The 13,555-nt window shown below is 67.3% G+C and carries 12 protein-coding genes; 3 read left to right on the top strand and 9 right to left on the bottom strand.

Annotated elements, in window-relative coordinates:
• Nucleotides 1–99: 99 nt before the first annotated feature.
• Together KA383_19865 and KA383_19860 are read left to right on the top strand one after the other, a co-directional pair.
• Nucleotides 100–1,092: a tetratricopeptide repeat protein gene (locus KA383_19865; GenBank protein ID MBP7748379.1), complete on the top strand. Its 993-nt coding sequence runs from the start codon at nucleotides 100–102 to the stop codon at nucleotides 1,090–1,092.
• A 226-nt stretch (nucleotides 1,093–1,318) separates the two neighbouring features.
• Complete coding sequence (locus KA383_19860) at nucleotides 1,319–4,729, top strand: right-handed parallel beta-helix repeat-containing protein (GenBank protein MBP7748378.1); 3,411 nt, start codon at nucleotides 1,319–1,321, stop codon at nucleotides 4,727–4,729.
• Nucleotides 4,730–4,901: 172 nt separating this feature from the next.
• Here KA383_19860 and KA383_19855 read toward each other — a convergent pair whose 3' ends face one another.
• From KA383_19855 to KA383_19820, 8 genes are all read right to left on the bottom strand, one after another.
• The gene (locus KA383_19855; protein ID MBP7748377.1) at nucleotides 4,902–5,993 is read right to left on the bottom strand and encodes a peptidylprolyl isomerase; all 1,092 of its coding nucleotides are present in this window, start codon (nucleotides 5,991–5,993) and stop codon (nucleotides 4,902–4,904) included.
• Nucleotides 5,994–6,092: 99 nt separating this feature from the next.
• The gene (locus KA383_19850; GenBank protein ID MBP7748376.1) at nucleotides 6,093–7,286 is read right to left on the bottom strand and encodes a hydroxyacid dehydrogenase; all 1,194 of its coding nucleotides are present in this window, start codon (nucleotides 7,284–7,286) and stop codon (nucleotides 6,093–6,095) included.
• Nucleotides 7,287–7,520: 234 nt separating this feature from the next.
• Entirely contained in the window at nucleotides 7,521–8,135 is a 615-nt protein-coding gene (locus tag KA383_19845; protein ID MBP7748375.1) for a superoxide dismutase, read from the bottom strand.
• Nucleotides 8,136–8,311: 176 nt separating this feature from the next.
• Nucleotides 8,312–8,695 carry a YraN family protein gene (locus KA383_19840; protein ID MBP7748374.1) on the bottom strand — a complete coding sequence of 128 codons (384 nt, stop codon included), beginning with the start codon at nucleotides 8,693–8,695 and terminating at the stop codon, nucleotides 8,312–8,314.
• 154 nt (nucleotides 8,696–8,849) lie between these two features.
• On the bottom strand, nucleotides 8,850–9,335 hold the full coding sequence (gene rplS / locus KA383_19835; protein MBP7748373.1) for a 50S ribosomal protein L19: 486 nt from the start codon (nucleotides 9,333–9,335) through the stop codon (nucleotides 8,850–8,852).
• A gap of 8 nt (nucleotides 9,336–9,343) precedes the next feature.
• Complete coding sequence (gene trmD / locus KA383_19830) at nucleotides 9,344–10,129, bottom strand: tRNA (guanosine(37)-N1)-methyltransferase TrmD (protein ID MBP7748372.1); 786 nt, start codon at nucleotides 10,127–10,129, stop codon at nucleotides 9,344–9,346.
• A 33-nt stretch (nucleotides 10,130–10,162) separates the two neighbouring features.
• Entirely contained in the window at nucleotides 10,163–10,417 is a 255-nt protein-coding gene (rpsP, locus tag KA383_19825; GenBank protein ID MBP7748371.1) for a 30S ribosomal protein S16, read from the bottom strand.
• A 263-nt stretch (nucleotides 10,418–10,680) separates the two neighbouring features.
• The gene (locus KA383_19820; GenBank protein MBP7748370.1) at nucleotides 10,681–11,643 is read right to left on the bottom strand and encodes an NAD(P)-dependent oxidoreductase; all 963 of its coding nucleotides are present in this window, start codon (nucleotides 11,641–11,643) and stop codon (nucleotides 10,681–10,683) included.
• 237 nt (nucleotides 11,644–11,880) lie between these two features.
• Here KA383_19820 and frr point away from each other — a divergent pair, with 237 nt between their 5' ends.
• Nucleotides 11,881–12,447 carry a ribosome recycling factor gene (gene frr, locus KA383_19815; protein ID MBP7748369.1) on the top strand — a complete coding sequence of 189 codons (567 nt, stop codon included), beginning with the start codon at nucleotides 11,881–11,883 and terminating at the stop codon, nucleotides 12,445–12,447.
• A 219-nt stretch (nucleotides 12,448–12,666) separates the two neighbouring features.
• Here frr and KA383_19810 read toward each other — a convergent pair whose 3' ends face one another.
• Nucleotides 12,667–13,188, bottom strand: a complete 522-nt coding sequence (locus KA383_19810; GenBank protein ID MBP7748368.1) for a hypothetical protein — start codon at nucleotides 13,186–13,188, stop codon at nucleotides 12,667–12,669.
• Between the last annotated feature and the right edge of the window lie 367 nt (nucleotides 13,189–13,555).

The raw sequence follows: 13,555 nt of genomic DNA, 5'->3' as shown, positions 1-13,555 counted from the left end.
CCGCGCGCTGCTACAAGACAAGTCAGCGGTCGGCGCGGTCCGTCTGCAAGCGCGGTTGGCTCGAGGGATGCTGGTGAGCGGGGAATCATGGTGACGCGAGTGCGAAGCAGGGTCTGGCTGGCGTGTGTGGCGCTGGGGGTGGCGGGCGTGTGCGGGGGCTGCATGATCAACCGCGAGCTGGCGCGGATGCACATCGCTGACGGCCAGAAGGCGCTGGCGGCCCAGCAGCGTGAAGCGGCGCTGCGCGAGTTTCGCGCGGCGGTGCAGCTCGATCCGCAATTCGCCGAGGGGCATTATCACTTGGGCATGGCTTACAAGGAGCAGGGCGAGTTGACGCTGGCGGCGGAGTCGCTGGAACAGGCGGTGCGACTGGATCCGAAGAGCGTGAAGCCGGTGTTCGAGCTGGGCGAGGTATACCGCCTGCTGGAGAAGATGGCGCAGGCGATCCGGGCCTACGTGCTGGCCTGCGAGCTGGACCCGCAGAACTTTGACATGCGTTTCCGGCTGGCGACGTGTTATCACCAGATGGGCGAGTACGACAAGGCCATCGACAGCTACCAGACCGCAGTCAAGCTGCAGCCGCAGAACGCGTACGCGCGCAGCAACCTGGGCGCGGCCCTGGCGGCGTCGGGGCAGGAGTACGAGGCGATCAAGTCGTACAAGGAGTCGCTGGAGTGCGAGGGGGCGCAGCCGGTCGTGCTGGTCAATCTGGCGACGGTGTACCTGAACCAGGAACGCTGGGAGACGGCGCACCGCACGCTGAAGGCGGCGCTGAAGATGGATCCCACGCTGTCCGTCGGGCACGAGCGGCTCGGTTACACACTGTGGCGACAGGGGGCGCTCGAGCCTGCGGTCGAGAGCTACCGCAAGGCGCTGGAGCTGGACGCGAACAACGCGGCAGCGCACGCGGGACTCGGCGTGGTGCTGATGACGCTCTACCTGGACAAGCCGGACGATGCGTCCCTGCGCGACGAGGCGCTGGAAGCGTGGCATCGCAGCCTGGAGCTGAAGCCGGACCAGCCGAAGCTCCGCGCGCTGGTGGACAAGTACCGGCCGAAGTCCGAGCCGCCGCCGCTGCGACTGGAAGACTAGGCGGACGGCGGTTGATCGGACGTGTGACCGCTCGGCGGCGGTAGGGCGGCAGTGCGCTGGGGCACAATCGGGGGTCCGGGGGTTATCGGTTTATTGGTTCGGTCCGGTGTGGGCGGTATACTGGGCCGTACACGGGGACACCTGAGTTCAGGGCCGTGTGCGGGTGCGCGTTCGGGGTGCGCAGCGCGCCGGTCGGGGGCGGCGTGGTCCCGCCGGAGGTCTGCACATGCCCACCTATACGCCGGCCGCGAGACTGCTGGTCGCAGGCATCGTCAGTGCGCTGTTGAGCGGCGTCGCGTGGGCGTCGCCGCCGATTCTGCTGTTCGACATCGGCAACTGGTGGGGCTATTCGAGCAGTCTCGCGCTGCTGCCGAATGGGCTGCCCGCTGTCGCCAGCGACGGGTATGGCGAGCGGTATGCCTGGTTCGATGGTGGTACATGGCAGGCCACGGTGGTCGAGTCCGGGTCGTGCCGGGGAGCCGGCCTGGCGATTCTGCCATCCGGCCGGCCGGCGCTCGCCTACGTCAAGACGGCGACTGACGAGCTGCGCTATTCCGAGTTTGATGGCAGTGCGTGGCACTGCACGACAGTCCTCAGCGGCGTCGAGATCTATGACTCGCCGGTGCTGGCGGTTCTGCCCGACGGCACGCCGGTGATGGTGTACGTGGAGCAGGCCAGCCACCAGCTCGTCTACGCCTGCCGGGACGGCACGAGTTGGCAGCACACAGTGGTGGACGCGGGCAGTTCGTGTCGTCCGAGCCTGTTTGTTCTGCCGTCGGGCGCGCCGGCCGTCGCGTACAGCAGTGGCGGGCGCGTGCGGTATGCGTGGCTGGAAGAGGGGGTTTGGCAGACGAGCGACGTGGCGGATATCGGCGCTGACTATGTCAGTCTGGCGCTTGGGCCATCCGGGCAGCCGGCCATCGCCCACAGCATCTGGTGGAATACCTACCAGCTCAGTTACGCCGAGTTCAACGGCGCGACCTGGACGGACTCGCTTGTCGCGGCCGGCGGCTGGGCGTGCGCGCTGGGGTTCAATGCGGGTGGCGATCCGGTCATTGGCCACATGGACCCCGAGGCAAACACGTTGAAGTGCTCCTGGCGCGTCGACGGGCAGTGGCTGACGACGGAGCTCGATTCGTGCTGGACGTACATGCTGGGCATGGTGCGCCTGGCCTCGGGACACCTGCTGCTCAGCTACAGCGCCGAGTGGCCTGAGAGGCTGCGGCTGGCCGCGATTTGCGGGGCGCCGCAGACGTTGTACGTGAACCCGACGGCGGGGAATGACCTCTGGGACGGCTTGGCGGGCGAGTGGGATGGCACGCACGGGCCGAAGGCCACGATCGGCACGGCCATGGGGCAGGCGTGGCACCTGGACGAGGTCGTGCTGGCGCCGGGCACGTACACCGGCCCCGGCAATCGCGACCTGAGCTACTTCGGCCGGCAGATCACGGTGCGGGGGTCGGACCCGAACGATCCGGCGACGGTGGCGGCGACTGTCATCGACTGCGCGGCCAGTCCGACGGATCGACACCGGGCGTTTTCGTTTCCCGGCGGCGAGGGGCCACAGGCGACCTTGCGCGCCGTGACCATTCGCAACGGCTGCGCGCCGCTGACACAAATCGTGGAACATCCTTGGTGGAACATATCCCTTGGCGGTGCGGTCTTTGGCCGCGCTACCTCTCCCACGATTGCGGACTGCGTGTTCCAACGCAACCAGGCGCAGCTCGGCGGCGCCGTGTGCATCGATGCCCCGGACGGCGCGACGAGCAATCCGCTGATCACGCGCTGCTGGTTTGAGGCGAACAGCGTCGTCGCGTTCGTAAGCAACTGGGGGCCCGGCGGCGGCGCCCTCTGCTGCAGCGACGGGACTGCGAAGATCAGCAATTGTCACTTTGCTGGCAATACGGCGCGGCACGACGGCAACTGGATTTGCTCAAGCGGTGCCATTGATCTGACGGATATCACCGCGGAAGTTGTGCGCTGCCAGTTTGTGAACAATACAGCCGACCCAAGGGGAGCAGGTGGGGCCGCGGGCATTTGGGGCTGGGACGTACCGACGCAGTGCGTCTTCACGGACTGCCATTTCGTCGGTAACCACGCGAGCGGAGTCGAGGATGAGTTCGACTTCCAAGGGGGCGGCGCGATCTATGCGTACCGTGACTGTTCGGTGACGCTCGTGAATAACATCCTCGACGGGAATTCCTCAGCAATGCATGGCGGAGGCGTCTACCTGTACGGTGAAGCGACTCTCACAGTCCGCAATAGCACAATCACTGCAACCACCGCAGGCAGCGTGCTCGGCCACGTGGTCTACGGCGGGCAGGCCCGCGACTTCACCAACTGCATCATCTGGAATGGCGCGGACTGGGGCTGCCCGGCTGCGACGGTGCGCTACAGCGTCGTCGAGGGCGGCTGGCCCGGCGTTGGCAACACGGGCGGCGAGCCACGCTTCTACGATCCCGACGGCCCTGATCACATCTTCGGGACCATCGACGACGACCTGCGGCTGCGCTCCGGTTCGGCGGCGATCGACGCGGGCGACAACGACGCCGTCCCGGCCGATACGTTCGATCTGGACGGAGACGGCGACACGACCGAGCCGCTGCCGTGGGACCTCGATAATGCGCCGCGCTTCGTTGATGATCCCGTGGCGATTCCGGACCCCGGGCACGGCACGCCGCCGATCATCGATATCGGTGCGTACGAGTACCAGGCGGACTGCAACCAGAACGGCCAGATCGACAGCGTCGACATAGTCGTGGGTTCCAGCCCGGATTGCGACCAGAACGGCGTGCCGGACGAGTGCCAACCGGACTGCAACACGAATGGCGTCGCCGATCCGTGCGACATCGCCGACGGCACGAGCACCGACTGCAACGCGAACGAGCTGCCGGACGACTGCGAGCCGTGGGTCGATTGCAACGGCAACGGCATCTTCGACGCCTGCGAGCTCGGGACGCCGGGGCATACCGACTGTAACGCGAACGGCACGCTCGATGAGTGCGATATCGCGTGGGGCGGGAGCGACGACTGTGACGGCGACGGCACGCCGGACGAGTGTCAGCCGGACTGCAACGGGAACAGCGTGGCGGATCCGTGCGATATCGCCGGCGGCACGAGCCCTGACTGCAACAGCGACGGCGTGCCCGACGAGTGTCAGCTTGAGAACGACTGCAACGCCAACGGTGTGCCGGACGACTGCGACCTGTCGCAGGGCACAAGCACGGACTGCAACGTGAATGGTGTGCTCGACGAGTGCGATCTCGCCAGCGGCGCCAGTTTCGACTGCAACGGAAACGTCCTGCCGGATGAATGTGACATCGCCGGAGGCTCCAGTCTCGACTGCCAACCCAACGGCATCCCGGACGAATGCGATATCGCGCAGGGCACGAGCGCGGATTTGGATGAGAACTCTGTGCCGGACGAATGCCAGGCGACGCCGGGTGACTGCAACGGAAATGGGCAACTTGGCTGGGGTGATCTCCCGACGTTTTGCTTCTGCCTGCGCGGGCCGGACCTTGTGTACTCGCCGACGCATCTGTGCAACTGCGGCGACACCAACGGCGACCACGACGTCGATCTCGCGGATTTCGGCATGTTGCAGCGGCTGATGGGCGTGTGGCCGGGCACGCCTTGAGCGCACGGTGCGGGCCACGGCCTGGCGGCGTTAGAGTGTGCCACGCGGAAACGGCTCAGCGGGAACTTCGCCCCTCCCGAATCCACGGCCTGGCTGCGCCAGACCTTGCTACTCGAGTGCTGACTGCCACTCGAACGTTGCATGCGCACAAGTCGCGAGCCTGTCGCGGTCGCTACGGCTGCGCGCTCGGGGCCGACGTGGCGGTGACCGACTTCACCGGCGGGGAAGACTCGAGGTGGCGCACGCGGTCCTGGTCGGAATCGACAAGGTTGATGGAGCGGATGATCAGCGGGCTGAGCGGCCGGTCACGCTCATCCACGGAGACATCGCCGAGCGCCGCCAACGTGCGCAGGCTCTCCGGGTCGCGCGCCTGGCCGATGACCGTGTACTGCCCGTCGAGCTCCTTCACACGCGCCAGCGCTACGAAGAACTGGCAGCTCGCCGAGTTCGGATCGCTGGGCTTGTGCGCCATCATCACCGTGCCGACATCGACCGGAATGTCGCGCAGCTCGGCCGGCATGAGCCTGCCGTCGGGACGCGTGCCCGTGCCGTCGCCTTTCGGGCAACCGCCCTGGAGGATGAAGCCGGGGATCACGCGATGGACGGTCTTGCCGCTGTAGAATCCGCTGCGGACGAGATCGAGGAAGTTCTCCACGTTGCGCGGGGCCCCGTCGTAGTCGAGCACGCATGTCAGCTTGCCCTGGTCGAACACGATGATGGCGTCCTTGCGCGGCTCGATCCGAAACGTGGCCGAAGCGGTGCCGAGTTGACCGTCCAGCGGCTGCCATTCGACGCGGTATTCGCCGCTGTAGCGAATTTCGGGGTACGCCGCGCGCAGGTCCAGCTCCAGCCCGACGGTGCCGTGCGGCGCGAGGCGCAAGACCTGCACCGCGTCGGCGGGGGGTGGAACCGCCGCCGGGGGCGCGACCTCGACCGGCGTTTCCGTGCCGTGGATCACCTTTAGCGGGCGCTGGGCGCCGGTGCCGACGACCAACTGCAGCGGGAGCGTGATACCGTCGCCGGCCGCGACCGGTTCAGCCAGTGGCAGGTCCGCGGGCTCGTCGGCGGTGTTGATGAGCAGGAAGCGGAGGCGGATGGGAAAGTCGGGGTTGTAGAGGACCCGCAGGGCCTGCAGTTCGGCACGCAGCCCCGGAGGGGGCTGGGCGGGCGCACCCGCCCCGTCCTGGGCACGTCCGAGGAGCGGCCCGGCGCTGCACAAAACCAAGACGCCGGCCAAGGCGCCACGGGTCAGCGTGTCACACATGCGGTTAGTCATTCTACTTCCGCGTCCTTATACACTCTACCCCGGGCGCGGTTGTGGGGCCGGGGAACAAATCTCGGGCGACTGCCCCCGCAGAGCCTATCAGACGACCGCCCGCAGTTCCAGATGGAGGACGTCCGGCAGGGCCCGGATGCTCTCGAGCGCCTCGGTGCTGGGGCGCTCTTCCAGGGCGATGACGCACCACGCGGCCTTGGCGCCCGTAAACACGCGGCTGGCCATCTCCTGCGCGTTGATGCCGTCGGCGCGGATGGCGTCCAGAATGGCCGCCATCACCCCGACCTGGTCGCGGACGCGCAGCACAAGCTGCCAGGTGGCCGGGCTGCGGTCGCAGAGATTCAGGCAGTTCAGCACTTCGCCGGAGACGACGAACGACCGGACGATGTGGACGACCTCGTCGGCGGTGGCCTGGCGCGCCTGGGCGGTGAGGCTGCCGATGTGTTGCGTGCCGATGACATTGACGAGATCGCCGAAACGCCAGCGGAAGCGGCCGGTGTCGCCGGCGGGTTCGGAGGAGCAGACGTCGAGCGCGACGCGCAGATGACGCTGCTCGACGGCCCGCGCCAGGGCGGCCTCGTCGACCGCGCCCGGGTGACCCACGTGCACCAGGTAGGCGCCGTCCGGCATGCTCTGCAGGAACGCCGCATCGACCAGCAGCTCGTTGGGATCGCCGGCCGGGAGCACCGCGATGACGTCGCAGTCGCGGGCGAGCTCGCGCGGCCAGTTGCAGAACTCGATGTTGAACTCCGGCGGCGTGTCGACGGGCTCCGGCGACCACGCGCGGACGTGCATGCCGAAGGCGAGCGCCCGCTGGGCGACCAGCCGGCCGACCGCGCCGTAGCCGAGGATGCCCAGTGTCCGGTTGTACAGCCCGCGCGCGTCGGTGGATTCGCCGCGCGTCCAGCGATTCTCACGCAGGGCGACCGTGTTCGAGACGATCCGCCGATCCAGGGCGAGGATAAGGCCGAGGGTCAGTTCCGCGATGGCCTCGGCGTCCTTGTCGGGGCAGTGGGTGACGAAGACTCCGGCGGCGGATGCGTCCTCGACGGCGACGTCGCCCGGGCCGGAGCCGGCATGGACGATCATCTGGAGGACGGGCGCGCGGGTGATGAGTTCGGGCGATACGCGGGTGGTGCCGACGATGAGGATGCCCGCGTCGGCAAGGCTGTCGCGCAGCTCCGCGGGGCTGGCCTGGGGCAGGTAATGCACGTCCGGCGTGAGCGTGCGCAGCTCGTCCAGCGCGGGGTCGGGCAGCTCGCACGCGACGACGATCTTCATGGCAGCGCTCCTGGGGCCGGCCGCGCGAGCAGCCCGGCGTTGCCCGCCACGGGACGCCTCGCTTGACCAGGCCCGGCGGCACCAACGGCCACGGCATCGCTATTGTGCCCGCCCGGAGCGTTGCGCCTACCCCCCGTAACAGTTTCTTTGGAGCTGCAAGCCTCCAGCCTTGGGCTCTAAGCCGGAGCCGACTTCTGAGTTAAGGTTCACAGCTCAAGACTCACGGCTTGTGCGCTAGCGTCGCACGGCGTCGTAGAGTTCGCCGACCATGTCCCAGTTCACGACGTTCCACCACGCCGTGATGTAGTCCGGCCGGCGGTTCTGATATTTCAGGTAGTACGCGTGCTCCCAGACGTCGAGGCCGAGGATCGGGCGGTGGCCGTGCATCAGCGGCGAGTCCTGGTTGGCTGTGCTGCCGACGTGGAGCTTGCCGTTCTGATCGAAACCGAGCCAGGCCCAGCCGCTGCCGAAACGCGTCGTCGCGGCCTTGGTGAACTCGTCCTTGAATGCGTCGAAGCTGCCGAAGATGTTTTTAAGGTCGTCGGCGAGGCGGCCGCGCGGTTGGCCGCCCTTGTTCGGCCCCATGATCGCCCAGAACAGATTGTGATTCGCGGTGCCGCCGCCGTGGTTAATGACCGTCTGGCGGATCTGTTCGGGGACGGTGTTGATCTCGCGGAGCAACTGCTCGATCGGCTTAGCGGCGAGGTCGGCGTGGCCCTCGAGTGCCTTGTTGAGGTTCGTCACGTACGCGGCGTGATGCTTCGTATGGTGAATTTCCATAGTGCGCGTATCGATGTGCGGCTCGAGGGCGTCGTACGAGTAGGGGAGCTTGATCAGTTCGTATGCCATGTTGAACTCCTTGTGCAATCCGGGGTCGCGGTTTCGGGCCGTTTCGCAGGAAGCATCGGAACGGGGTCCGGATCAGCTTCTACCAGGATGCTAGGCAGGCGGGTGAAATGGTCAACTTTTGGTGCTAATTAGCGCGTTCAGCTCACAGCGTACTGTTTTCAGCCGGAATGAAGCCGTCAACGTCGTCGCGGGTGGAAGGCGTCGGGGGAGTGTTTGATGTCCGGTGACGCGCCCGCTGGCATGATTACGCCGATGACGTCGAAACGGCAGGGCGGGTCGTCCCAACGCCTGGCATGGATGAACCACTGCGCGGCGCGGAGGAGCCGGCGCTGCTTCGCGCCGTGGACGGCGTCCTCGGGTTCGGCGTGCTTGCGGTCGCGACGGGTCTTCACCTCGACGAAGACGATCGTGTCGCCGTCCCGCATGACGAGGTCGAGTTCGCCGACGGGCGTGTTGAAGTGGCGAGCGAGGGTCTTCAGACCTTGCTTACGGAGATACTGCTCGGCGACGCGTTCGCCGGCGCGGCCGAGTTCGTGACGGGGATCATCGGTGGTCGCCACGTGCGGTCTCCGATTGACCGACCGGAGGTCGGTCATCCACGTGCAGATCGACCGCTCGCCGGGAACCCGGGCGAGGAAGGGAGTCTGACGGGCGCTCCGACGCTCGACCCGCCCCCGGCCCCTCCCTGAGAGGGAGGGGAGTCGTCTGGTGCGGCTAGCTGGGCGAGGCGGCCATGGCGCTGTCGGCGGTGGCGCGTGCGCCCTTGGCGGCATCCACGGCTTCCTGCGCGGCGCGCAGGGCCTGGGCCTTCTCAGCGCGGGCCTTGGCGGCGGCGGCGCGGGCGGCGGCGGAAATGCGCCGTTCACGCAGACGGCGGGCCTTGCCGACGCGATCCCGCAGGAAGTACAGCTTGCAGCGGCGGACTTTGCCGCTGCGGACGGTCTTGATGGCGGCGATGCGCGGGGAGTGCACGGGGAACGTCCGCTCCACGCCCTCGTTCGCGACGATCCGGCGCACGGTGAACATCTCGTCGAGACCACGGCCCTTGCGGGCGATGACGGCGCCTTCGAAATCCTGAAGCCGCTCCTTGCCGCCTTCAACGATGCGAATGGTGACGACGACTGTGTCGCCGATCTCAAAATCCAGCGTATTGGGGCGGTTGTACTTCTTGTCGACGACGTCAAAGAGGGGGTTTTGCATCGAGCGCCTCACTTTCCGAAATCTACGACTGCATTGGCCGAAGCGCTCGAGACGGGGACCGCCCACGAGCAGCCGGGGGCTTGAGAACAGCACGTATGAACGAACGCGGCGGCGCCATCATCCATCAGATCCGGTCGCCGCCGCTGGGTCCGCGCATCGCTTTGTGCCCGACGCCACGCTTCAATCTCGGCATGATTGCCGGAGAGCAGGACGTCGGGCACCGACAGGCCGCCATAGGTGCGCGGCCGGGTGTACTGGGGGTATTCGAGCCGGCGGTTCTGGAACGACTCGTCGGCGGTGGCCGCCTCGTTGCCGAGCGCGCCGGGCAGCAGCCGCACGACGGCGTCGATGACGGCGAGCGCGGCGGGCTCGCCGCCGCTCAGCACGAAATCGCCGAGGCTGAGTTCTTCCGGCTGGAGCAGTTCGGAGATGCGCTCGTCGAAGCCTTCGTAGTGGCCGCAGATGAGGAGGAGGCGCGGCGCGGCGGCGAGGCGTTGTGCGGTCTCCTGACCAAACGGCCGGCCCTGCGGGCTCAGGAGAATCCGCAGGGCCGGGCGCGTGTCCAACGCTTCGACGGCGTTGACAGCGTCGATGACGGGCTGACACATCAGCACCATGCCCGGACCGCCGCCGAACGGCCGATCGTCTACTTTGTGGTGTGGATCCTGGGAGAAATCGCGAAGCTGGTGCGTGCGGATGTCAACGAGGCCGGCGGCCTGAGCACGGCCGAGGATGCTGGCCGCGAGATACGGCTGCATCACCTCCGGGAACAGCGTTATGACATCGATCCGCATTCCGAGAACCCATCATGAGCCGGGTGACTTGCCTCACCGGACGGCGATGCCCTGTTTCTTGAGCAGGCTGGCGACGGTCTCTGTCGGCAGCGCGCCGCGCTGGAGCCAGTGCTTGATCCGGTCCACGTCGAGCTTCAACTGCTGGTCCGCGGCCTTGTTCTGAGGGTCGTACGTGCCGAGCTCTTCGAGGACGCGCCCGTCGCGCGGGCAACGCGACTCCATGGCACTGAGCCGGAAAAACGAACGGTGCCGGCGTCCCATTCTCTTGAGTCGCAGCCTGACAGCCATGCGCTACTCCGCCGTGAAAGCCTACGCGACCGGGTCCAAGCCCGGGCGCAGACGGTCGCCGCGTCGCGCCACTGCTACGCGGAGCCCCTCAGTATAGGCGATGCTGGGTACTCTGCCAAGGGGGCGAATCGGTCCCCCTTCTCCGACGCGGGCCGGCGGAAACACCCGCCGGCCCGCATCGGATTCGGCAGCCGGAACCGCAGGGAAACGCGTTTCCGGCGGGTCTGCCCCTCCCGCAGGGTTCCAGGGGTCAGGCGTTGCGCCTAGTGGGCAACCGTTGCGGCCTGAGGGCGATAACTTGCCACCAGGTCTTTAACGGCGTCCTCGACGGAGTTTGTCGGTTGCCAATGCAGCTCGTCGCGCAGCTTCTGATTGCTGCCCCGCAAGGCACGCACCGGGTTGTCCTCGGGGGGCGTCGGCCGTTCGGACAACTGGAGGTGGACGCCCGCCTCCGCCGCGATCGCCGCGACGAGCTCGTTTATCTCTAAGCTATTTCCTGAACAGATGTTATAAATCTCATCGGGTCGGCCGTCCTCGATCAGGCGCGTGTAGGCCGTCGCGACGTCGGCGACGTGGAGGATGTCTCGCCGGCATTGCAAATCGGCAACCTCGAGCACCGTTGGTCCGGGGGTGCCGGTCGCGGCGATTACCGCACGGGCGACGGAGCCGATGAACAAGTTCTCCGGCTGGCCGGGCCCCGTGTAATGGAATGGCCGCGCGATGGTCACGTTCAGGTGGTAGTCGCGGTAGAACGTGTGTGCGATCGTCTCGGCGGTTCGCTTGAGTGAGCCGAACGTGCTGATCGGCTGCACCGGCGTGCTCTCGGGCAGCGGTCGGTCGTCGTCGCCGGCAGCGCCGTAGACGTCGCAGGCGCTGGCCAGCACGACCTTGGCGCGCGGGACGGTTCTCCGTACGGCGTCAAGTACATTGGCCCAGGCGGTGACGATGGACTGGTACGCGAGCAGCGGGTCCGCTGCTGCTGCTGCTGGGCTGGATGGGCCGGCAAGATGCAGCACGGCATCCGGACGCACGCTGGCGACGACGCGGGCCACGCCGATGGCGTCGGTGACGTCACACACGAGCGCCTTTTGGCTGTTGCGTTCGTAGCCCAGTTTTCGTGCGCGATTACGGACGCCGGCGACCGTGTCGTAGCCCGCCTGGGTGAGGCGCTTGAGCACATGCCCACCGGCGAAACCATCCGCGCCCGTCACGAAGACGGTATGCACTTATCTTTCCTCCTGCGCCGGCGGGACACTGCCGGCGATCGGCCGCGGAGCGCGGCCGCTCGATGAATCCGTGTCGAGCACTATTATCGGCAGGCTGTCGTCACCGGTTCTGGTCGCGAGCGATGAATTCGACGCTGCGGGGCGCGCGGTTGCGGGACGTGAGTCGGCTTGAGAGGTGGTGACGGCGCGGGTATCCTGCGGCGCACGTGAGGCGCGCGTGGGGCAGGAGTGGCACTGATGGGTCTTGACGACATTTTGCTGGAAGTGGAAGACCAGATGGACAAGGCCGTGGAGTTCCTGAAGCAGGAGTTCCGCGCGGTGCGCACTGGGCGCGCGTCGACCGGGCTGGTGGACACGCTGAAGGTGGATGTGGAGTCGTACGGCTCCAGCATGACGTTGAAGGAGCTGGCGAACCTGGCGGTCGCCGAGGGGAACATGATCGTCATAAAGCCGTTCGACCCCAGCACTTTGAAGGACATTCAGCGGGCGATCGAGAAGAGCGAGCTGGGGATCAATCCGCAGAATGACGGCAAGATGATCCGCCTGCCGGTGCCGCCGCTGTCCACCGATCGGCGCAACAAGCTCGTGGCGCGCGTCAAGGAGCTGGGCGAGCAGCAGAAGGTCGGCGTGCGCAACGCGCGGCGCGATGCCAAGAAGGCGCTCGACGCGGAGAAGAAGGGCAAGACGCTGACCGAAGACGACGTGGAGAGCGGTGAGGAGCAGGTGCAGAAGATGACCGACGAGTACTGCAGGAAGATCGATACGCTCGTCGAGGAGAAGTCGAAGGAAATCATGCAGGTTTAGGAGCGGGCGGCGATTTTTGCGCGTGGGCCGCGCGCAGCGCGAGAACGCGGGCCACAAGCCGGCGGGAGGGAATCCGGACGGGGGCGAGTCGGTGCTGGTGATTTCTCGCAACATCCCCGCGCGGGGCCACTCGGCGTGTCTTGGCGCCCGGGTGACTGGTGTTCGGACGAAGGGGCTGCGGGGCAGTCAGTTCGCCGGGGTTGCCGCGGCGCGGGATGTCTACGGGCGCCAGTCCTCCGGCGTTCGGGGCAGCGGCGCGCGCCCCGGCCGGGTGGCCCGGTAGCGCTGGGCCGCCGCGTGCAGGGCGCTGCGGAAATCGGCCAACTCCTGCGCGCTGGCGAAAATGTCTTCCAGCGGCACAAGCGTCTCGGATGCATGCAGCCGCAGCTTCGGCACGCCGCGCTGGTCCGTGAGCTGGTCGAAGTCCGCCCAGGGGAGGAGCGTCGGGCGGCGGCGCGTACCGACGAGGATGCCGGGCGGCGTGAGCGCGACGAAGCGTCCGGTGATACGGCCGCTGATGAGACAGCGCAGGCCGAGGCCGAGGACGGGTGCGGCGAGGCCCAGGATGAGCGGAAGCATCGGGTTGGGGGCGTGGGCGACGTGAAGGCGGTAGAGAATGGCCGCAGCGCAGCCGACCAGAATGCCCAGCGTGGCGTAGTTGGCCGCGACCCGCCGCCAAGACTCCGCGGAGCGCCACACACGCGTGTACGCGTCGTAGGTGAACTGGCAGACTGTACACACGGTCTGTTCCGTGCAGGGGCGCAGCGGGGATCCGCAAGCCGGGCAATGCTGGAGTTCGACCTCGGGCATGGCGGTGCGCATCGTACGTGCCGGGCGGCGGCCAGGACAGTCGCGCCCCCGGCCGGACGCCGGCACAAAGAACCCGGCACGCCGCACGGGGGTGCGACGTGCCGGGAGGTGCAACTGCTTCCGTTACGCGGTCGGCAGGCCGCCGGCGATACCGGCCGGCCCGACGCGATCCCGCGAGACTAGTTCACGCACGTGGACACGATTCTCCAGCGGTTCCAGCCGTTCGCGCACGGATAGTACTCCGTCGCCAGGTTGCCAAGCTGGTCCACGATCGTGATCCGACCGTAGATCGTCGTGC

The sequence above is a fragment of the Phycisphaerae bacterium genome (assembly GCA_017999985.1).
In the GTDB taxonomy this organism is placed as follows: Bacteria; Planctomycetota; Phycisphaerae; order UBA1845; family Fen-1342; genus JAGNKU01.
This window is presented reverse-complemented; position numbering and strand designations above follow the sequence as displayed.

Excerpts from the sequence above, each read along its gene's own strand:
- KA383_19860 (MBP7748378.1), top strand. The coding sequence starts at position 1,319 with ATGCCCACCTATACGCCGGCCGCGAGACTGCTGGTCGCAGGCATCGTC.
- KA383_19855 (MBP7748377.1), bottom strand. The coding sequence starts at position 5,993 with ATGTGTGACACGCTGACCCGTGGCGCCTTGGCCGGCGTCTTGGTTTTG.
- KA383_19850 (MBP7748376.1), bottom strand. The coding sequence starts at position 7,286 with ATGAAGATCGTCGTCGCGTGCGAGCTGCCCGACCCCGCGCTGGACGAG.
- KA383_19845 (MBP7748375.1), bottom strand. The coding sequence starts at position 8,135 with ATGGCATACGAACTGATCAAGCTCCCCTACTCGTACGACGCCCTCGAG.
- rplS (MBP7748373.1), bottom strand. The coding sequence starts at position 9,335 with ATGCAAAACCCCCTCTTTGACGTCGTCGACAAGAAGTACAACCGCCCC.
- trmD (MBP7748372.1), bottom strand. The coding sequence starts at position 10,129 with ATGCGGATCGATGTCATAACGCTGTTCCCGGAGGTGATGCAGCCGTAT.
- rpsP (MBP7748371.1), bottom strand. The coding sequence starts at position 10,417 with ATGGCTGTCAGGCTGCGACTCAAGAGAATGGGACGCCGGCACCGTTCG.
- frr (MBP7748369.1), top strand. The coding sequence starts at position 11,881 with ATGGGTCTTGACGACATTTTGCTGGAAGTGGAAGACCAGATGGACAAG.